This window comes from Amycolatopsis solani (assembly GCF_033441515.1).
In the GTDB taxonomy this organism is placed as follows: Bacteria; Actinomycetota; Actinomycetes; order Mycobacteriales; family Pseudonocardiaceae; genus Amycolatopsis; species Amycolatopsis solani.
Map to the genome: position 1 here is coordinate 1,698,994 of NZ_JAWQJT010000002.1, position 17,479 is coordinate 1,716,472.

General features: G+C 70.0%; 19 protein-coding genes, 4 tRNA genes and 1 pseudogene. 9 read left to right on the top strand and 15 right to left on the bottom strand.

The window, feature by feature from the left end:
• The 10 genes from SD460_RS28250 to SD460_RS28295 form a co-directional block, all read right to left on the bottom strand.
• A complete protein-coding gene (locus SD460_RS28250) occupies positions 1-483 on the bottom strand; it encodes an NUDIX hydrolase (RefSeq protein ID WP_318306964.1) in 483 nt (160 codons plus the stop codon).
• A complete protein-coding gene (locus SD460_RS28255) occupies positions 480-1,625 on the bottom strand; it encodes a glycosyltransferase family 4 protein (RefSeq protein WP_290056511.1) in 1,146 nt (381 codons plus the stop codon). Before SD460_RS28255 ends, SD460_RS28250 begins: the two co-directional genes overlap by 4 nt.
• 18 nt (positions 1,626-1,643) lie before the next feature.
• On the bottom strand, positions 1,644-2,561 hold the full coding sequence (locus SD460_RS28260) for a phosphatidylinositol mannoside acyltransferase (RefSeq protein WP_290056503.1): 918 nt from the start codon (positions 2,559-2,561) through the stop codon (positions 1,644-1,646).
• A complete protein-coding gene (gene pgsA / locus SD460_RS28265) occupies positions 2,558-3,184 on the bottom strand; it encodes a phosphatidylinositol phosphate synthase (protein WP_290056502.1) in 627 nt (208 codons plus the stop codon). The genes SD460_RS28260 and pgsA overlap by 4 nt, the downstream gene beginning before the upstream one ends.
• Positions 3,185-3,273: 89 nt before the next feature.
• Complete coding sequence (locus SD460_RS28270) at positions 3,274-3,795, bottom strand: MarR family winged helix-turn-helix transcriptional regulator (RefSeq protein ID WP_290056501.1); 522 nt, start codon at positions 3,793-3,795, stop codon at positions 3,274-3,276.
• Positions 3,796-3,867: 72 nt separating this feature from the next.
• On the bottom strand, positions 3,868-4,410 hold the full coding sequence (locus SD460_RS28275; protein WP_290056500.1) for an HIT family protein: 543 nt from the start codon (positions 4,408-4,410) through the stop codon (positions 3,868-3,870).
• Complete coding sequence (gene thrS, locus SD460_RS28280) at positions 4,407-6,434, bottom strand: threonine--tRNA ligase (RefSeq protein WP_318306965.1); 2,028 nt, start codon at positions 6,432-6,434, stop codon at positions 4,407-4,409. The genes SD460_RS28275 and thrS overlap by 4 nt, the downstream gene beginning before the upstream one ends.
• 132 nt (positions 6,435-6,566) lie before the next feature.
• A complete protein-coding gene (locus SD460_RS28285) occupies positions 6,567-7,181 on the bottom strand; it encodes a malonic semialdehyde reductase (RefSeq protein ID WP_318306966.1) in 615 nt (204 codons plus the stop codon).
• Positions 7,182-7,341: 160 nt separating this feature from the next.
• On the bottom strand, positions 7,342-8,868 hold the full coding sequence (locus SD460_RS28290) for a sugar transferase (RefSeq protein WP_290056498.1): 1,527 nt from the start codon (positions 8,866-8,868) through the stop codon (positions 7,342-7,344).
• 745 nt (positions 8,869-9,613) lie between these two features.
• Positions 9,614-9,685 (bottom strand) — tRNA-Val (locus SD460_RS28295).
• 392 nt (positions 9,686-10,077) lie between these two features.
• Between SD460_RS28295 and SD460_RS28300 the strand changes: the two genes are divergently transcribed.
• From SD460_RS28300 to SD460_RS28315, 4 genes are all read left to right on the top strand, one after another.
• On the top strand, positions 10,078-10,503 hold the full coding sequence (locus SD460_RS28300) for an SsgA family sporulation/cell division regulator (RefSeq protein WP_033293569.1): 426 nt from the start codon (positions 10,078-10,080) through the stop codon (positions 10,501-10,503).
• A gap of 112 nt (positions 10,504-10,615) precedes the next feature.
• Positions 10,616-10,688: transfer RNA gene (locus tag SD460_RS28305), tRNA-Gly, on the top strand.
• Between the two features lie 23 nt (positions 10,689-10,711).
• Positions 10,712-10,782, top strand: a tRNA-Cys gene (locus SD460_RS28310).
• Between the two features lies 1 nt (position 10,783).
• Positions 10,784-10,858, top strand: a tRNA-Val gene (locus SD460_RS28315).
• Between the two features lie 48 nt (positions 10,859-10,906).
• On the opposite strand, the gene SD460_RS47015 is transcribed toward SD460_RS28315, so the two are convergent.
• Complete coding sequence (locus SD460_RS47015) at positions 10,907-11,059, bottom strand: hypothetical protein (RefSeq protein WP_438860615.1); 153 nt, start codon at positions 11,057-11,059, stop codon at positions 10,907-10,909.
• 399 nt (positions 11,060-11,458) lie between these two features.
• On the opposite strand from SD460_RS47015, the pseudogene SD460_RS28325 reads away from it, so the two are divergent.
• Both SD460_RS28325 and SD460_RS28330 read left to right on the top strand, forming a co-directional pair.
• A pseudogene (locus SD460_RS28325) lies at positions 11,459-11,590 on the top strand (Lsr2 dimerization domain-containing protein); the annotation flags it as partial.
• A gap of 9 nt (positions 11,591-11,599) precedes the next feature.
• A complete protein-coding gene (locus tag SD460_RS28330) occupies positions 11,600-11,986 on the top strand; it encodes a hypothetical protein (protein ID WP_318306967.1) in 387 nt (128 codons plus the stop codon).
• A gap of 97 nt (positions 11,987-12,083) precedes the next feature.
• Here SD460_RS28330 and SD460_RS28335 read toward each other — a convergent pair whose 3' ends face one another.
• The gene (locus SD460_RS28335) at positions 12,084-12,398 is read right to left on the bottom strand and encodes an ArsR/SmtB family transcription factor (protein WP_290056496.1); all 315 of its coding nucleotides are present in this window, start codon (positions 12,396-12,398) and stop codon (positions 12,084-12,086) included.
• A gap of 104 nt (positions 12,399-12,502) precedes the next feature.
• On the opposite strand from SD460_RS28335, the gene SD460_RS28340 reads away from it, so the two are divergent.
• On the top strand, positions 12,503-13,354 hold the full coding sequence (locus SD460_RS28340; RefSeq protein ID WP_290056495.1) for an NAD(P)H-binding protein: 852 nt from the start codon (positions 12,503-12,505) through the stop codon (positions 13,352-13,354).
• Positions 13,355-13,370: 16 nt separating this feature from the next.
• Here the strand turns inward: SD460_RS28340 and SD460_RS28345 are convergent, their stop codons facing one another.
• On the bottom strand, positions 13,371-14,087 hold the full coding sequence (locus tag SD460_RS28345; RefSeq protein ID WP_318306968.1) for an SDR family oxidoreductase: 717 nt from the start codon (positions 14,085-14,087) through the stop codon (positions 13,371-13,373).
• 129 nt (positions 14,088-14,216) lie between these two features.
• On the opposite strand from SD460_RS28345, the gene SD460_RS28350 reads away from it, so the two are divergent.
• A complete protein-coding gene (locus SD460_RS28350) occupies positions 14,217-15,146 on the top strand; it encodes an AraC family transcriptional regulator (protein ID WP_290056493.1) in 930 nt (309 codons plus the stop codon).
• An 11-nt stretch (positions 15,147-15,157) separates the two neighbouring features.
• On the opposite strand, the gene SD460_RS28355 is transcribed toward SD460_RS28350, so the two are convergent.
• Together SD460_RS28355 and SD460_RS28360 are read right to left on the bottom strand one after the other, a co-directional pair.
• On the bottom strand, positions 15,158-15,406 hold the full coding sequence (locus SD460_RS28355; RefSeq protein WP_290056492.1) for an NAD(P)-binding domain-containing protein: 249 nt from the start codon (positions 15,404-15,406) through the stop codon (positions 15,158-15,160).
• Positions 15,407-15,657: 251 nt separating this feature from the next.
• Complete coding sequence (locus SD460_RS28360) at positions 15,658-16,653, bottom strand: alpha/beta hydrolase family protein (RefSeq protein WP_290056490.1); 996 nt, start codon at positions 16,651-16,653, stop codon at positions 15,658-15,660.
• 151 nt (positions 16,654-16,804) lie between these two features.
• On the opposite strand from SD460_RS28360, the gene SD460_RS28365 reads away from it, so the two are divergent.
• A complete protein-coding gene (locus SD460_RS28365) occupies positions 16,805-17,410 on the top strand; it encodes a TetR/AcrR family transcriptional regulator (RefSeq protein WP_290056489.1) in 606 nt (201 codons plus the stop codon).
• Positions 17,411-17,479 lie beyond the last annotated feature (69 nt).

Genomic DNA, 17,479 nt, shown 5'->3' on the forward strand with positions numbered 1-17,479 from the left:
TCAGACCTCCGGCTCGGCGAACTCGAAGTACTCCGGCAGCGGCGCCGTGCCCGCCAGCTTGAAGTACCGGACCTTGCGCCGCCGTCGCAGCCTCAGCGTGTCGCGGACGGCGTCGTTGTGGACGCGGCGGGCGATCACCACCCGGTGCTCGGCGTCGGTGAGCTCCTCGGCCAGCTCGGCCGGCAGCGCGGCCCGGTCGACGCGGCTCAGGTGCAGGGTCAGCTCGTTCTCGTCGGCCTCGCGGTCGGCGCGCGGGGCCGCTTCGGCGCGCTCGGCCGACGTCCGCAGCACCGGGTCGCCGACCAGGGCCGCGACCGCGCGTGCCACCACCGCCCGCCGGGCCAGGGCCGCGTCGAGGGCGGCCCAGCCCGCGTCCGTGCGGACGTGCAGCCGGTCGAGGCGGTTCGCCGTCGCCACCAGGAAGAGGCCACCGGCCACGACGACCAGCGCCAGCAGCGGCAGCAGCCACTCGAGCACGCTCACCGGGCGAGCTCCCCCTCCGGCGCCGCCACGCGCCGCGGGTCGGCGGCGATCGCCGTCTCGTAGACCCGCAGCACCTGGGTGGCCACCACCGCCCAGTCGAACATCGTCACGTGCTCCCCCGCCGCCGCGGCCAGGGACGCCCGACGCGCCGGGTCGCCGAGCAGCTCGCGCAGCCCGTCCGCGAGCGCCTCGGGGTCGCCGGTCGTGGCGAGCATCCCGGCGTGGCCGTCGTCGAGCACCCGCCGGAACGAGTCGAGGTCGCTGGCCAGCACCGCCGTGCCCGCCGCCATCGCCTCGGTCAGGATCATCCCGAAGCTCTCGCCGCCGGTGTTGGGCGCGCAGTAGACGTCGACGCTGCGCAGGGCCTGCGCCTTGACGGCGTCGTCCGCCTGGCCGAGCAGTTCGAGGTGCGGTGCCAGCTCCGGGCCGGCGTCGCGGCGCAGCTGGGCGGCGTCCCCGCGGCCGACGACGACCAGCCGCAGGTCTTCGAACTCGGGGAGGATCCGCCGCAGCGCCTCCAGCAGCACGCCCATCCCCTTGCGCGGCTCGCCGAAGCGGCCGACGAACCCGACCGTCCCGCCGGCCCGCGGGTAACCCGGCAGCGGCGCCGCCGAGGAGAAGAACTCGACGTCGACGCCGTTGGGGATCTCCACGGCGTCGCCGCCCGCGTGCTCGACCTGGACCCGGCGGGCGAGCGCGGACACCGCGATCCGCGCGGTGATCTTCTCCAGCAGCGGCCGCAGCACCGGCTGGAACGCCGACAGCGTGCGCGAGCGCGTGGTCGCGGTGTGGAACGTCGCCACGATCGGGCCGTCGGCGATCAGCAGCGCGAGCAGCGAAAGGCTCGGCGCGGCCGGTTCGTGCAGGTGCAGGACGTCGAAGTCGCCGTCGCGGATCCAGCGGCGCACCCGGGCGTAGGACACCGGGCCGAACTGCAGCCGCGCGACCGAGCCGTTGTACGGGATGCCGAGCGCCTTGCCCGCCGGGTGCACGAAGTCCGGCAGATCCGCGTCGTCGTCGGCGGGCGCGAGCACGGAGACCTGGTGCCCGCGCGAGAGCAGGGCCTTCGTCAGGTCGATCACGTGGCCCTGGACCCCGCCGGGCACGTCGAACGAGTAGGGGCAGACGATCCCGACCCGCAGCGGGCGCGCGGCCACAGCTCAGCTCGCTTCTTCGAGGCTGACCCGCTCGCCGGCCTCGAGGTCGGCGGGCCAGAACTTCTGGAGCATGTGCCAGTCGGCGGGGTGCGCGGCGATGTCGCCGGCGAAGATGTCGGCCAGTGCCTGGGTGGCGGCCGGGACCTCGGCGCGCGCGGTGACGCGGATGCGCGGGTGCAGCCGGATCTGCCAGCCGTCCTCGGTGAACCAGCAGCCGGCCGGGATCAGCGCCGCGCCGGTCGTGGCGGCCAGGCGCGCCGGGCCGCCGGGGAAGCGGGCCTGTTCGCCGAAGAACTTCACCGGGATGCCGCTGGTGGTCAGGTCGCGGTCGCCGACCAGGCAGACGGCCTTGTTCTCGCGCAGCCGCTTGAGCAGCACGCGCATCGCGGAGCTGTCGCCGGTCAGCGGCACGATCTCGAAGCCGAGCGACTCGCGGTACTCGACGAACCGGCGGTACAGCGATTCGGGCTTGAGGCGTTCGGCGACGGTGGTGAACCCGCCGAGGTAGTCGGCCAGCCAGACGCCGGCGATGTCCCAGTTGCCGCTGTGCGGCAGCGCCATCACCGCGCCGTTGCCCTCGGCGAGCGCCGCGTCCAGGTTCTCGACGCCGGTGATGGAGGCGGCGACCTTGTCGCTGACCTCCTTCTGGTCCATCGACGGCAGCCGGAACGTCTCGTGCCAGTACCGGGCGTACGAGCGCATCGCGCGCCGGGTGAGCTCGTCCATCTCGACCGGGTCGGCCTGCGGGACGACGCGGGCGAGGTTGGCGCGCAGCTGCCGCACTCCCCCGCCGTCGCGGCGGACGGCGAGGTCGGCACCGAGCGAGAAGACCGTGCCGCCGAACCCGGCGGGCAGCCAGCCGGCCAGCCGCCAGCCCGCCGCGTAGCCGAAAGCGCTCAGCCGCTCGGTCAGCTTGGTCATGCCGGCTGCTCCCCGGTGGCCGCCTCGCGCGCCGCTTTGGCCACGGCCGCGAACCGCTGCAGCAGCGTGATGACCGACAGCACGGCCAGCAGCCAGAGCGTGACGTCCACGGTGTACGGGATGCCGAAGCCGTGCAGGCCGGTGCCGACCAGCGCGATGATCAGCCGCTCGGCGCGCTCGACGAGCCCGCCGTCCACCGGCAGGCCGGACGCGTCCGCGCGGGCCTTGACGTAGGAGATGACCTGGGCGAGCACCAGGCACAGCAGCGCGGCGGCGGCGGCCGGGTGGTTGTCGTCGACGACGAAGCACCACCAGGCGATGGCGGCGAACAGCGCGCCGTCGACCAGCCTGTCGCACGTCGCGTCGAGCACCGCGCCGAACGGGGTGCCGTAGCCGCGGGCGCGGGCCATGGCGCCGTCGAGGAGGTCGAGCATGGCGAAGCCCCACACCGTGAAGGTGCCCCAGAGCAGGTAGCCGTTCGGGAAGAAGGCCAGGGCGCAAATGACGGCGCCGGCGGTGCCGAGCACGGTCATCACGTTCGGGGTCAGCCCGACGCGGACCAGCGCCTGGCCGATCGGATCGGTGACGCGGGAAACGGAGGCACGCGCGAAGATGTTGAGCATCGTTTCGTCAGAGGCACCTGGCTACGAGGGTCGGGTGGGCGAATGCAGCCTATCCACCCGCCGCGGCGGCACCGACGCGCCGCCCCGCCTCAGCCCGATTTCGAGAGCTGGCTCTCGTGCTCCCGCTCCTCTTCGGCCGCCTGCGCGGCCGCGCACTTCGGCGAAAGGCGCTGCCGGATCGCGGCGCTGATTTCCCCGAGCGCGACGACCTGTTCCGGCGTCAGCGGGTCGAAGAGGCTCTCGCGGACGGCCTCGACGTGCCCCGGGGCAGCCGCTTCGAGCGCGGCGAAACCCTCCGGCGTGAGCACGGCCCAGGCCCCGCGCTTGTCGGTCGGGCAGGCCTCCCGGCGCACCCAGCCATTGGCTTCCAGCCGCGCGACGGCGTGCGAGAGCCGGCTGCGCGACGCCTGCCGCGCGTCGGCGAGCTCACTCATCCGCAACCGGCGGCCGGGTGCTTCGGAAAGCGAAACGAGGACTTCGTAGTAGGTGTGCGGCATGCCCGAGTCGTGCTGCAGCTGGCCCTCGAGGTGCGCGCTGAGCATGCGGGTGGCCGCGTTGAACTCACGCCAGACGCGCTGTTCGTCGTCGCTGAGCCATCGGGTTTCGGACATACCCCCATCATACCCTCGGTTGAACACTCAATCAGCGTTTACCGGTTACGGCATCCGAGCGTTTCCGAATGGTCACCAAGCGTCGGCGAGCAGGTCCCGCGTTTCGCCCAGCAATTGCGGGAGCACCTTCGTCTGCCCGATCACCGGCATGAAGTTCGCGTCCCCGCCCCAGCGCGGAACCAGGTGCTGGTGCAGGTGCGCCGCGATGCCCGCGCCGGCGATCACGCCCTGGTTCAGGCCGATGTTGAACCCGTGCGCCCCCGACACCGCGCGGATCACCTTCATCGCGTGCTGCGTGAACTCCGCGACCTCGCGGGTCTCCTCGACCGTCAGCTCGGTGTAGTCCGCGACGTGCCGGTACGGCACCACCATCAGGTGGCCCGGGTTGTACGGGTACAGGTTCAGCACCGCGTACACCGTCTCGCCGCGCGCGACGATCAGCCCCGTTTTGTCGTCCAGGGAAGGGATACGGCAGAACGGGCAGCCGGTGTCCTCATCGCCGTCCGGCTTGTCCTGACCCTTGATGTAGGCCATCCGGTGCGGGGTCCAGAGGCGCTGGAACGCGTCCTGGACCCCGGCGCCCTGCTGCTCGACGAGCTCCGGACCGTCACTCACCGAACGACCGTCTCCAGCGCCTCGGCCGAGGGCGAAGCGTTCTCGCGGCGCTCGACCCACTCGACGATCGCGGCCACGGCGGCGTCGACCGGCACGCCGTTGATCTGGCCGCCGTCGCGGAAGCGGAACGACACCGCGCCCGCCTCGACGTCCTTCGCACCGGCCAGCAGCATGAACGGCACCTTCTGCGTGGTGTGCGTGCGGATCTTCTTCTGCATACGGTCGTCGCTGGCGTCGACCTCGGCGCGGATGCCCTTGGCGCGCAACGCCTTCTCGATGGCCTGCAGGTGCTCGACCTGGTCGGCGGTGATCGGGATGCCGACCACCTGCACCGGCGCGAGCCACGCCGGGAACGCGCCCGCGTAGTGCTCGGTCAGCACGCCGAAGAACCGCTCGATGGAGCCGAAGAGCGCGCGGTGGATCATCACCGGGCGCTGGCGCGAGCCGTCCGGCGCGGTGTACTCGAGCTCGAACCGCTTGTTCTGGTTGAAGTCCAGCTGGATGGTCGACATCTGCCAGGTGCGGCCGATGGCGTCCTTGGCCTGCACCGAGATCTTGGGGCCGTAGAAGGCCGCGCCGCCCGGGTCCGGGACCAGCTCGAGGCCGGAGTCGACGGCGGCCTGCCGCAGCGTCTCGGTGGCCTCCTCCCACTCCCAGTCCTCGCCGATGAACTTGTCGGAGTCCCCGCGGGTGGACAGCTCGAGGTAGAAGTCGGAAAGGCCGTAGTCGGCCAGCAGGTCGAGGACGAACTTCAGCAGCGACCGGAGCTCACCCGGCATCTGCTCCTTGGTGCAGTAGATGTGCGAGTCGTCCATCGTCAGCCCGCGCACGCGGGTGAGGCCGTGCACCACGCCCGACTTCTCGTAGCGGTACACCGTGCCGAACTCGAACAGCCGCAGCGGCAGCTCGCGGTAGGACCGCCCGCGCGAGCGGAAGATCAGGTTGTGCATCGGGCAGTTCATGGCCTTGAGGTAGTAGTTCTCCTCGTCGAACTGCACCGGCGGGAACATCGTGTCCGCGTAGTACGGCAGGTGGCCGGAGGTGTGGAACAGCTCGCCCTTGCTGATGTGCGGGGTGTTCACGAACTCGTAGCCGGCCTCTTCGTGGCGGCGGCGCGAGTAGTTCTCCAGCTCGCGGCGGATGATGCCGCCCTTGGGGTGGAACACCGGCAGGCCGGAGCCGATCTCCTCGGGGAAGGAGAACAGGTCGAGCTCGGCGCCGAGCTTGCGGTGGTCGCGGCGCTCGGCCTCGGCGATGCGCTCGAGGTAGGCGTCCTGCGCCTCGGCCGACTCCCACGCGGTGCCGTAGATCCGCTGCAGCTGCGGGTTCTTCTCGCTCCCCCGCCAGTACGCCGCGGCGACGCGGGTCAGCTTGAACGCGGGGATGAACTTCGTCGTCGGCACGTGCGGCCCGCGGCAGAGGTCACTCCAGACACGTTCCTTGGTGCGCGGGTCGAGATTGTCGTAGATGGTGAGCTCGCCCTCGCCCACCTCCATGACCTCGGAGGTGTCCACTTCGGACTTGAGGTCGACCAGTTCGAGCTTGAACGGCTCGTCCGCGAGCTCCTTCTTGGCCTCGTCGACGGAGTCGAAAACGCGCCGGGAGAACTGCTGGGCCCCCTTCACGATCTGCTTCATGCGCTTTTCGAGCGCCTGCAGGTCCTCCGGGGTGAACGGAGTGTCCACGGCGAAGTCGTAGTAGAAGCCGTCTTTCACCGGCGGGCCGATGCCGAGCTTGGCCGCCGGGAATTGCTGCTGGACGGCTTGGGCGAGCACGTGGGCCGCCGAATGGCGGATGACGCTGCGCCCGTCTTCGGTGTTCGCGGCGACCGGCTCGACTTCGGCGTCGGCCTCGGGCGCCCACGCGAGGTCGCGCAGCTTCCCGTCGGCGTCGCGCACCACGACGATCGTGTCCTCGCCCTTGGTCGGCAGGCCGGCTTCGCGGACCGCCGCGCCCGCCGTAGTGCCCGCCGGTACCACCACACGGGAGGCGGCCACGGGGGAAACGGGGGGCGACTGGGACACGATCTGCTCCTCAAGCTGGAGTGACAAAGACGACCCCGTCGATGCTAGTCGGCGGCTCGCGGGCGCCTCACGCGCGTCCGGGAACGCCGGACGGGCCGCCCCGGGTTCCCGGAGCGGCCCGTCCGAACGGCGTCAGAGGGTCTCGACGACCTGGTCGAAGTCGAGGCGCGGCAGGCGGTCGAACCACGGGTTCTCGCCCGGCTTGCCGACGTTCACCACGACCAGCGAGCGCCACTTCTTGTCCGCGAAGAACTCGTCGTCGACGCCCTGGGCGTCGAAGCCGGTCATCGGGCCGGCGGCCAGGCCGGCGGCGCGGACGCCGATGATGAAGTAGCCGACCTGCAGCAGCGAGTTCAGCTTGGAGAACTCGACGCGGCCCTGCTCGTCGGAGAAGTTGTCCTTCACCTGGGGGGCGTGCGGGAAGACCTGCGGGATGTTCTCGTGGAAGTCGACGTCCGCGGCGAGCACGACGGTCAGCGGAGCGGCTTCGGTCTTGTCCCGGTTGCCCGGCGACAGGTGCGGCAGCAGGCGGGCCTTCGCCTCGGCGGTCCGGAGCACCAGCGCGCGCAGCGGCTGGGTGTTCATCGACGTCGGGGCCCACTTGACGAGGTCGTAGATCGCGCGGACCTGCTCCTCGGTCACCGGCTCGGAGCTGAAACTGTTGGCCGTGCGGGCCTCGCGGAAGAGGAGGTTCTGGACGTCCGCGGGGACCTGGAGGCCTTCGGTCTGCTCGGCAAAGGTGGTCATCGGGCTGGGTTCCTTCCGGTGGTCGGTACCCGGTCCAACCAGGTTGAGCGTTGAACTATTTCGCGTTCAACCAGTTGTGTGAATCACAGCCGAAGACACGGCCGCCGACCCCCTCCAGCGGGGTCGGCGGCCGTGGGCGGAGCGCGCGGGTCCGGTGGGCTCAGTAGGCGCCCTGGCCGCCCATCACCGCGCGGAAGGTCTTCCAGAGGATCACCAGGTCGAGCGCCAGGGACCAGTCCTCGACGTAGCGCAGGTCGAGCCGGATGCTCTCCGCCCACGTCAGGTCGCTGCGGCCGCTCACCTGCCACAGCCCGGTGAGCCCCGGCTTCACCAGCAGGCGGCGGCGGGCGTCGGGCGCGTACTGCGCCGTCTCCTCCGGCAGCGGCGGGCGCGGGCCGACGAGCGACATCTTCCCGGACACGACGTTGAACAGCTGGGGCACCTCGTCGAGCGAATACCGCCGCAGGAAACCACCCACGCGGGTGACCCGGGGATCGCGCTTCATCTTGAACAGCGGCCCCGCGCCTTCGTTGTCCGCGGCCAGCGCCTGCTTGATCTCGTCGGCGTTGGTGACCATCGTGCGGAACTTGAGCATGGTGAAGACGGCGCCGTCGCGGCCGACGCGGCGCTGGCGGTAGATCACCGGGCCGCGGTCGTTCAGCTTGATCGCGAGCGCGATCACCAGCAGCAGCGGCGAGAGCATCGTCAGCAGGAAGGCCGAGCCGCAGCGGTCGACGACCTCCTTCACGACCCGGCGCCCGCCGGTGAACATCGGCGCCGTGACCCGCAGCAGCGGCATGCCGAGCACGCCGGTGACGTTGAGCCGCGGGCCGGCGACCTCCATCAGCACCGGCGCCACGACCATCTCCGCGCCGGTCCCCTCCATGTCCCAGGCCAGCCGCTGCAGGCGCTTCGGCGTCCAGTACTGGTCGGCGGTGATCGCCACGACCCGGTAGCCGCCGCGGCGCACGTGGCGGGACAGCTCCTCGAGCCGCCCGACGACCGGGACGCCGTCGATCTCGCCGCTGTCGCGCTCTTCGCCGTGGCCGCTGAAGGTGCAGGCGGCCTCGACGCGCCAGCCGACGTGCACTTCCGAGCGGGTGCGGGCGATCAGGTCGGCGACCGTCTCCGGGCTGCCCGCGGCCATCACCGGCAGCAGGCAGAGCCCCTTGGCGCGCTTGCGGTGCAGCACCTGGCGCAGCAGGTACCGCTGCGGGAACGCGACGAGCGCGATGGCGGGCACGACGACGAACACCCAGACCTGGACCTCGAGCGCACCGAACAGCAGGCCGCCGAGGGCGACCAGGACGGCGGCGGTGAGGAAGCCCCGGCCCAGCGTGCGGTACTCCTCCGCGCCTTCGCCGAGCACGCGCGGGCTCCAGGCCCGGCTGACCGGCAGCGAGACGAAGACGGCGAGCATGGTGCCGAAGGCGTGCATGTCGTGCGGGGCAACGCGATCGATGACGAACGCGCTGATCGCGATCACCAGCAGCGTGATGAACACGTCGCTGCCGATGACCCAGGCTCTGTATCTCGCTTCCCAGGCCGCGGGCAACGCCTTGGGGGACGGCGTCGTGGCCGGCTCGCCCGGCTGCTCACCCCTCTTGGCGGGACGCGGGATGGCCTGGAGGTCGATGTGCGGCGGTGGCTGGCTCACCGTGTACGAAGGCCGCACCGACTCTTCCATCTGACCTCCCGTGAACAAGGATTCGGTTGATCTCACAGGCACGCTGCGTCACCGGAAGTGATTTCGGAGCGTCATCACGACTCGGCTTTCGCGCGTGGCCCGGAGAGGCTTCACACGGCAAGGTATCGGCGACTCTCTCAGCATCGTTACAAGGATTTCCAGCCACATGCTGCGCCACTTCCCCGCCAGAAAATGGCCGCAAGATAACAAGATGATGACGATGGGTAATAGCGCGTATCCCCACAAAAATCACGTTCCGTAGCCAAAAAGGGCGATACCCGCACCCGGGTGGACCAGGCGCCGCCGAACGGCCGAGCGGCCCCGGGAAATCTACTGTGGACACTGCGCCCGCGCCGTGGTCCACAGTGGACCCGGCGGGCGGCGGGACGGCGTCGCGCGGACGGCCCGTGAGCGGACGGTCACGTTCGTCGCCGGACCGGGTCGCGCCCCGGTTTTTGTCGCACGTGCCCCGCCGGACCGGTCACCGGCACGTGCCGAGGATCACATGGGCCCTCCCGCGGGGCGTGGTTCGACAGAAATCCGCCGCGGCGGCAGGTTTCGGACGCAGTTCCGGCGCCCCCTCCCGACCGGGGGTCGAACCGCTCTACCGAACAGATACGGCCGGCCTGAACGGACCGTTCACTCCGGTTCGCCGTCCGACGGGAAAGCCGAGCCGACCTGCGGGCGCGAGAAACGCCGAAGGCCCCGGACGGGTGAGTCCAGGGCCTTCGGCGTCGCGCTGATGTGGGCGATACTGGGATCGAACCAGTGACCTCTTCGGTGTGAACGAAGCGCTCTCCCGCTGAGCTAATCGCCCGCTCGCGGTGTTGCCGGAACTTTAGCGTACGACTTCCGGGCGCCTGCAAACGGGTGGTCCTCGCCGACCACACTCCGCTTACCGGCGAGTACGGAACGAACAACCCCGAGCTAGCCGGGGTCGTCCGGACCGGGGGCCGCCCGACACCACGTTCGACACCCGTGCGACGGTGCTATCGCCCGGCGACTAAACCGCGCAGTATGGACGCGTGGGCCCTCGCGGGGCGCGCGGTCAGACGCGTGCCGCGAGGTGGTCACGGACGGCAGTACGGGGGCTCATGAGCCTGAACGGGTGATCTGCGGCGCACCCGCGACGGATCGGGCCTCCTCATGCGTCCCACTGGTGACGCCCTCGGCCGGGCCGGGCCGGGAAGGGAGACGAAGGGTAGGACGATGCGCAACGATCACGTGACGCTCCGCTCGACGGCGGTCTTCGACCTGCTGGCGCCGCGGACTCCCGCGGTTCCGGTCAAGGTGGAGCTGCGCTACGACACACGCGACCCGTACGCGGTCGTCGCCGCCTTCCGCACCGGCCGCGCCGGCTGGGTCGAGTGGGTGTACGCCCGCGACCTCCTCGCGGACGGCCTCCTGGCCGACGCGGGTGACGGGGACGTCCGCATCCGCCCCAGCGTCGAGGACCCCGAGTCCGTGCTGATCGAGCTGAACTCGCCGTCCGGGCACGCCATGTTCGAGGCGTCCGCCCAGGAGCTGGCCGACTTCCTCGACCGCACCTACGACGTGGTCCTCCCGGGCAACGAGCACCTGTGGGTCGACGTCGACGACGCGCTCACCCACCTCATCCCCCACGATCTGGCCTGATGACGGGCTTGCAACGGCGGAGTGACACCCCGGTGTCGCCGCCGTTTTCGGGGTCCGATATGGTTTTCCCACACCACGGCGACGGGGGAACACCTTCCCGGAGCTGAGGAGTGCGGATGTAGCGCAGCTGGTAGCGCATCACCTTGCCAAGGTGAGGGTCGCGGGTTCGAATCCCGTCATCCGCTCGGTAGGCTCTCGAGCCTGTCACGGTGGAGTGGCCGAGAGGCGAGGCAACGGCCTGCAAAGCCGTGTACACGGGTTCGAATCCCGTCTCCACCTCGCGCGATTAGCTCAGCGGGAGAGCGCTTCCCTGACACGGAAGAGGTCACTGGTTCAATCCCAGTATCGCGCACCATCTGTTTTGCAGGCCAGAAGCCCTGTCTCTCTTCGGAGGGACAGGGCTTCAGTCGTCAGAGGGCGACCGCAGGTGCGGGACATCAGCTTGGCCTGCTCCCCTGGCGTCCAGGATCCGGTTGACCATCGCCGGGGTCACGTGGTCGTAGACGCGGGCGATGCCCTTCAGCTTCTGGCCCAGCCGCGCCCGCCGGGATCCCATCCTCGGTCAGCCACGTGCGGTGCGTGTGCCGCCCCTCGTGGAAGGTCAACGTCGGCAGGATCGGCGGGCGCCGCTCCCCCGCACCGGCGTCGTCGAGTTCGTTGCCTTCCCACACCGGCCACCAGAAGCGGATCCGGAAGCTCGTAGAGACGCATCGCCGCCCGCAACGCCTGCACCGGCGTCGCCACTTGCTTCCCCACGTCCCGTCGGGACGTTCGTACCGGGCCCGCCACTCGTACTCCGCCCGCCTTACGCGGCGCGGAAGTCCTTGGCAAGGTCCTCAACGGACACCCGTCGTCGCGGCGGCCTCACCGGCGCCGCGCTAGGCCGTTCGATCTCGGCGACATCGGTGCGGGGTGAACATCACCCAACAACGGTGAACGGACAGCCGAGAGGGTCGCGATCGAGATACTCGACGGCACGGACAGCAGCCCGGCCGATCGGACCGTCCCCTTCGGACTCGACGGCGTCGCTTACGAGATCGACCTGTCCGCAACGAAGGCCACCGCACTACGCCGGCCCACGGAATAGACTCCGATCATGGGTTTCCTGCGGCGGCGGCGTTGGCGTGCACAGCGAAGTGCGCACCTTTCCGAAGTGGCAGAACAGATCGGCGCCAGGGACGGAGTGGTCCTCAAAGACCGGTTCTCCGGCGGCAAGGGCCTCAACGGTCCACTCACCCTGGGGGTTATTACCCTTCGAAACGGCTCTGCCGTCGAAATTGCACAAGCCCAAATCGACGCCGCCGTCGCCGCCGGTTACACCGATCCGCCCGAGCCTCCCTGCGCAAGCGGACGTGGGTGCGGGTTCGTCTCCACGCCGGGCCTGCCCATGGTGATCATCGTGACCTACGAAGCGGGCACAGTGATTCCGCATCACGGCGAAGTCCCCTCCGGACAGACCGGCGTATCGGTGAGCCTGACCTGACCGGGATCGGTCGCCGGGGATGAACGCACATGGTGACCGGCGGTTCTGGCGGGCCCTCAATGTCGGTGCGCGCCACGCCTCGTACCACGTTCCTGCGTCAGGCCCGGAGTATGGCGTTCAGCAGGCCGGGAAAACGGGCCTCCATCTCGTCGCGGCGTACCTCGACGATCCGCTTGCGTCCTTCCGCGAAGGTCCGGATCAGGCCTGCTTCTCGCAGCACGCGGTAGTGGTGGGAGATCGTCGGGTTGCTCAGGCCGAGGCCGGTCTTTTCCACCACGACGGCGCAGTCGACCGACTCCGGAACGCGATACAGCTCGGTCATCAACGCCCGTCTGCTCGGTTCGGCGAGCGCGCCGAGAATGACGGTCAGATCGAAGGCGGCGGCAGAAGGTTCGGGCAGTGCGCGCGACATCCGCTCCTCCGTCCTATCGTTTGACGCACATCGAATCATAGCCTAACGTCTGCCACCATGATGATTCGATACACATCGAACGATATATCGGGGCAGCTGCCCCGATGACCGGCGTTCTGGTGACCGGAGGGACCGGGAAGATCGGCCGAGAGCTGGTGAAACTGCTGCGCGCCAACGGCGTCCCGGTTCGGGTGGGCAGCCGGACGCCGGCCGCCGGCGACCCGGACGCGGTGCGGTTCGACTGGGACGACCTGGCGACCCATCCGGCAGCTCTGGCCGGACAGGATCGGGTTTTTCTCGTGCCTCCGACGCAGAGCGCGGACCCGTTACCGGCGGTCGTGCCGTTCCTCGGTCGGGCGCAGTCCCTCGGCGTGCGGCAGGTGGTGCTCCTCGGCTCCGCCATACCCCTTGCTCCCACGGCGCAGGAGCTGGCAGCCCACGTCCGGGCGCAACCAGGCGGGGTTGTCCTGCGGGCGTCCGGGTTCATGCAGAACTTCCTGAGCCCGCACCCGCTGGGCGAGCGGATCCGGCGCACCGGTCAGATCCGCACTGCCGCCGGTGATGGTCGGGTGGCGTGGATCGACGCGCGCGACATCGCGGCCACCGCCGCCGCGATCCTGATGTCCGACCTCGCCGTCGCCCGCGATGAGCGTGATCACCTGCTCACCGGTCCGGAGGCGCTGAGCTACCCGCAGGCGGCGGCGATCATCACCACCCGCACCGGGCGGCAGGTCCGGGTGGTGCACGTGAGCGCGGACGAGCAGGCGGCCGATCTGCGGGCCGCGGGCATACCCCCGGCGTTCGCGACGATCCTCGCCACCGCTGACGCCGGCGTCCGGCCCGGCCAAGAAGACCGGCTCAGCACCGCGGTCCTCGATCTGACGGGCCGTCCGCCCCGTACCTTCGCCCAGTTCGTGCGGGAACACGCGGCGCGATGGACGACGCCGACCGTGTGAGCGGCGTGCCCGCCCGCTATCCGTGGGAAACCGTCTCCAGGACGAATCCCCGGGGCGGCCCCGACAGCGCGGCCTTCGCCTCCGCACCGAACCGGTCGGCGATGATCTCGGTCGCGCCGGCCTCGATCCCGTCGAGCGCAGTCCGGACGATGTCCACCGGATCGTTCATCACCGCGTCGCTCGCGTGCGTGCGCATGGTCTCGGTCGCGGTGGGGCCGAAGACCAGGCCACTGACGAGCGTGCCCTGACCGGCCAGCTCGAGCCGGACGCCGTTGGTCAGGCTCCACTCCGCGGACTTGGCGACGGCGTAGGCGTTGTTCCCGTCGTAACTCAGCCACGACAGGTTCGACAGCACGTTGAGGATCGCGCCGCCGCCGTTGCCGCCCAGCACCGGCGCGAACGCGCGGATCATCGCCAGGGTCCCGTAGACGTGGACGTCGAGGGTGGCCCGGATCTTGTCCAGATCCCCGTCGACGAGGTTGACGCCGTAGGAGACTCCGGCGTTGTTGACCAGCAGGGTGACGTCCCCGGCCGCGGCAGCGGCCGCCGCGACCGACGCGGGGTCGGTGACGTCCAGCGGCAGCACCTCGACGCCCGGGAGATCGACCAGCTCCGGTCGGCGTGCCGTGGCGTAGACCTTCGCCGCGCCGCGCTTCACCAGCTCCCGGGCGAAGTCCCTGCCGAGGTCCCGGTTGGCTCCGGTGACGAGTGCGGTGGATCCACGCAGGTGCATTGTTCCCTCTCTTCGCAGTTGTGCCGTACCGCCAACGTATGGGACTGCGAAGCGACGAACGATGACTGATCGCGTCAGATTGTTAGCTATCTGCCTCACTCGGCGAGAGTCAGCAGTACAGTGCGGGTCATGGACGTACTGGCTGACGTGCTCGCCGTTTCCGGTGTCCGGGGCACGATCGGGACCCGCATCGAGGCCGGTGGCACGTGGGGCATCCGCCTGGAGGACTGCCCCGGCGAGACGATGCACGCCATCACGTCCGGCGGCGCGTGGCTGCTCGTGGACGGCGCGGAACCGCGCGAGCTCACCACCGGCGATGTCGTGCTGCTGGCGGCCGGGACCGTGCACACGCTGGCGAGCGCGCCCGGTGTCACGGCCCGGGCCTGCGACGCGGCGGGCGCCGCCCGTGCCCGCGAGTCCGGCGAGATGGTCACGATCGGGTCGGCACCCGCGCGGACCCGGCTGGTGACCATGCACTACGACCACGACCCGGCGGTGCGCACCCAGGTGCTCCGCGCGCTTCCGCCGCTGGTCCACGTACGCGCTGATGCCGGCGCGGCGTGTTTCGACGACGCGGTGCGCCTGCTCGGCCGCGAACTCGCCCACCCGCAACTGGCGACGGCGGCCGTGCTGAACAGCCTCGCCGACATCATGCTGATCCAGGTGCTGCGGGCCTGGCTGGCGACCTGGCCCGCCGAGCAGCCCGGGACGTGGCTCGGCATGCTGGCCGATCCGGTCGTCGGAGAGGCGCTGGAACGCATCCACCGCGAGCCGTCGCGACCCTGGACCGCGACCACCCTGGCGTCGGCGATCGCGGTGTCCCGCGCGACGCTCGCCCGCAGGTTCCCGGCCGCGATCGGGCAGAGTCCGGGGGCCTACCTGACGCAGTGGCGGATGGACCTCGCCGCGGTCCGGCTGCGCGACACCGACGACACAGTCGAAAGCGTCGCCGCCGCGGTCGGGTACACCTCGCTTCCCGCGTTCAGCAGAGCCTTCAGCCGGGCCCACGGCAACGCGCCAGGTCGCTACCGAGCGCGGGCACGCGAGGCATCGGCCTGAAGGCCCGCGGTCTACCGGGATATGGAGATGGCGAACTTCGCGGTTCCCAGCGCCCCGGCGGTCGCGAAGAACAACGGGGCAGCATGCTCGGTGGCCAGGGCGGTGTGGACGCCGCCCAGGTCCAGGACGCTGCTTTCGGGCCATCCCAGGTCACCGAGCAAGCCCGTGACCACGGTCTTGGCCGCGCTGTCGTCGCCACTGACGAAAACAGTCGCCTGGGACAGCGACGCCAGTGGGTCGACCATGATGGTGAAGTTCATCGTGTTCAGGGTCTTCACGACGCGGGCCCGCGGGAACCGTGCCTGCACCCGCTGGGCCACGCTGTCGCCGGGTAGGCCATCACGGCCAGCACGTCATCCCCGATGTCTTCCAAGGCACCGAGCACGGCCGTGCCGGGGATGGCGGTGACGATCACGTCGCTGGACGCGACGGCCTCGCGCGGACTAAGCGTTCCCGCTTCACCTGCGCGCGTCCGTGATCCGTAGACCACGTGGTGACCATATCGCGATTTTCATGAGTTCCTTCCGAGGTAGGCCGCGGCTACTTGGTTTCGACCGTCGCCAGCGGCGTCTTGCGGGTTTCGAGGACTTTCACGGCGATGTCCCAGGACGTGTCGCTGGGGAACAACTGGGAACGCAGGTAGGCCCACACCAACGCCCGCAGCGGCGACCCGCTCGGGGTTCTCGTCGGTGGTTTCCGCGGCGTCGTAGCCCGAGATCCCGCCGAACAGGTGCTGTGCGCCCAGGAAGGTCAGCAGCGTCTTATTCCCGCCGGGGCTGTGGGTGTAGGCGTCCCAGCGGTAGCTGAGCCGAGAGGAGAAGTTGGGGTTCAGGTCGTCGTCGCCGGCGATGACGAGCGCGGTACCGGTCATCGGCCCGAAGTCGAGGTACTTCATCATCGGGTAGTGCTCGGCAGCCCACGGCGAGAAGTACTCGTCGGCGATGCCCGGTCCCCCGATCACGACGCCGGCTTTGACCCGGGGATCGGAGAGGTCCTTCTCCCGGCCGTCATTCGGGTCGGACACCTGCATGCCCAACAGCAGTGAGACCGTGGTGCCACCGAGCGAGTGCCCGACCGCGGCCACCTTCTCGGTGTCGACCCGGCCCGGCAGCCCCGGAACCGCGGCGAGGACGTCCTCCAGGTGATCGAGGATGAAGTGCATGTCGACGACGCGGTCACGCCAGAACAGCGGCGCGTCCGGCAGGTCCTGGTCGCGCAGCCCGAGCACGGTGGAGTCCAGGTGCGTCGGTTGGACCACGACGAACCCGTGCGCAGCCCAGAAATCCGCGACCGGGCCGTAACCCCGCAGCGAGGAGAGGAAGTTGGCCATGCCGTGCCCGTGCGAGAGCAGTATCACCGGCAGGTCGGTCCCGGTCACGGGCGCCGAGATCTTGAGCTCCAGCGGCACGGGCCTGCCCGGCACCTCGAGGGAGACGGGACTGCAGCTGACGATGGGGGTGGGGTCGCTGACCGGGAAGCCGGCGGCGTCCGCGTAGGACACGCTCATGGTTGTTCCTCTCAGGCTGTTCGGACATGGAGCCGGTGACCGGCGAAAGATTGCCATGCATAGCAAGTTTGCACAAGCAGGTATTTTTGTCATGAGCCGCATGTATGCTGGCCCGCGCAGGCGGTGATCAACGGAGTGCGGGAGAGTACGGGTGACCAGTGACGGTCCGGGGCTCCGGGAACGATCCAAAGCACGACGACGGCGGCTGATCCTGCACACGGCCCTGCGCCTGTTCACCGAACGCGGGTACGAGCGGACCACGATCGCCGACATCGCCGAGGCGGCCGAAGTCGCGCCGCGGACCGTGACGGGCTACTTCCCGTCGAAGCTCGACTTCATCACCGAATGGCCGGCGTCCATCGAGCAGCGGATCATCGCGCTGTACCAAGAGGATCCCAGCGTGGAGTTCATCGATCTGGTGGACAGGTGGTGGCACGACCTGCGCGACAACGTCGACCACGAGGAAGCCTTGCTCACCCGCGGCATGGCTCTGGCCAACCCCGCCGTGGTCGCCATGGCGGAGGCTGAGGTCTCCCATCGAACCCCCGGAACCGGCTTCCCCTTCGACGGAACCGATCGCGACGACCTGTTCGGAGCCGCCGGCCGAGCCGCGATCCGGGGCGTCAACCACGTGTTCCTCCGCGGCGTCGCCGAGGACCGCATGACCGACGAACTCCACAACGACCTGCTGCACCTGATCCGCGCCATCGCCGACAGCACCGACGTCGGCCACGGCTCACTCAAGCTGGACCCGTAGTGATCAATCGGGACGTGGTCGTGGCGATGCGCAAGCACATTCCCGGGCTCGGCTCCATGGAGACGGGTG

What these genes read in the sequence shown, in the direction of transcription:
- SD460_RS28260 (WP_290056503.1), bottom strand. Translation starts at nt 2,561, where the DNA reads ATGACCAAGCTGACCGAGCGGCTGAGCGCTTTCGGCTACGCGGCGGGC.
- pgsA (WP_290056502.1), bottom strand. Translation starts at nt 3,184, where the DNA reads ATGCTCAACATCTTCGCGCGTGCCTCCGTTTCCCGCGTCACCGATCCG.
- SD460_RS28270 (WP_290056501.1), bottom strand. Translation starts at nt 3,795, where the DNA reads ATGTCCGAAACCCGATGGCTCAGCGACGACGAACAGCGCGTCTGGCGT.
- SD460_RS28285 (WP_318306966.1), bottom strand. Translation starts at nt 7,181, where the DNA reads ATGACCACCTTTGCCGAGCAGACCGAAGGCCTCCAGGTCCCCGCGGAC.
- SD460_RS28290 (WP_290056498.1), bottom strand. Translation starts at nt 8,868, where the DNA reads ATGGAAGAGTCGGTGCGGCCTTCGTACACGGTGAGCCAGCCACCGCCG.
- SD460_RS28300 (WP_033293569.1), top strand. Translation starts at nt 10,078, where the DNA reads ATGCGCAACGATCACGTGACGCTCCGCTCGACGGCGGTCTTCGACCTG.
- SD460_RS47015 (WP_438860615.1), bottom strand. Translation starts at nt 11,059, where the DNA reads ATGGGATCCCGGCGGGCGCGGCTGGGCCAGAAGCTGAAGGGCATCGCC.
- SD460_RS28330 (WP_318306967.1), top strand. Translation starts at nt 11,600, where the DNA reads ATGGGTTTCCTGCGGCGGCGGCGTTGGCGTGCACAGCGAAGTGCGCAC.
- SD460_RS28335 (WP_290056496.1), bottom strand. Translation starts at nt 12,398, where the DNA reads ATGTCGCGCGCACTGCCCGAACCTTCTGCCGCCGCCTTCGATCTGACC.
- SD460_RS28340 (WP_290056495.1), top strand. Translation starts at nt 12,503, where the DNA reads ATGACCGGCGTTCTGGTGACCGGAGGGACCGGGAAGATCGGCCGAGAG.
- SD460_RS28345 (WP_318306968.1), bottom strand. Translation starts at nt 14,087, where the DNA reads ATGCACCTGCGTGGATCCACCGCACTCGTCACCGGAGCCAACCGGGAC.
- SD460_RS28350 (WP_290056493.1), top strand. Translation starts at nt 14,217, where the DNA reads ATGGACGTACTGGCTGACGTGCTCGCCGTTTCCGGTGTCCGGGGCACG.
- SD460_RS28355 (WP_290056492.1), bottom strand. Translation starts at nt 15,406, where the DNA reads ATGAACTTCACCATCATGGTCGACCCACTGGCGTCGCTGTCCCAGGCG.
- SD460_RS28360 (WP_290056490.1), bottom strand. Translation starts at nt 16,653, where the DNA reads ATGAGCGTGTCCTACGCGGACGCCGCCGGCTTCCCGGTCAGCGACCCC.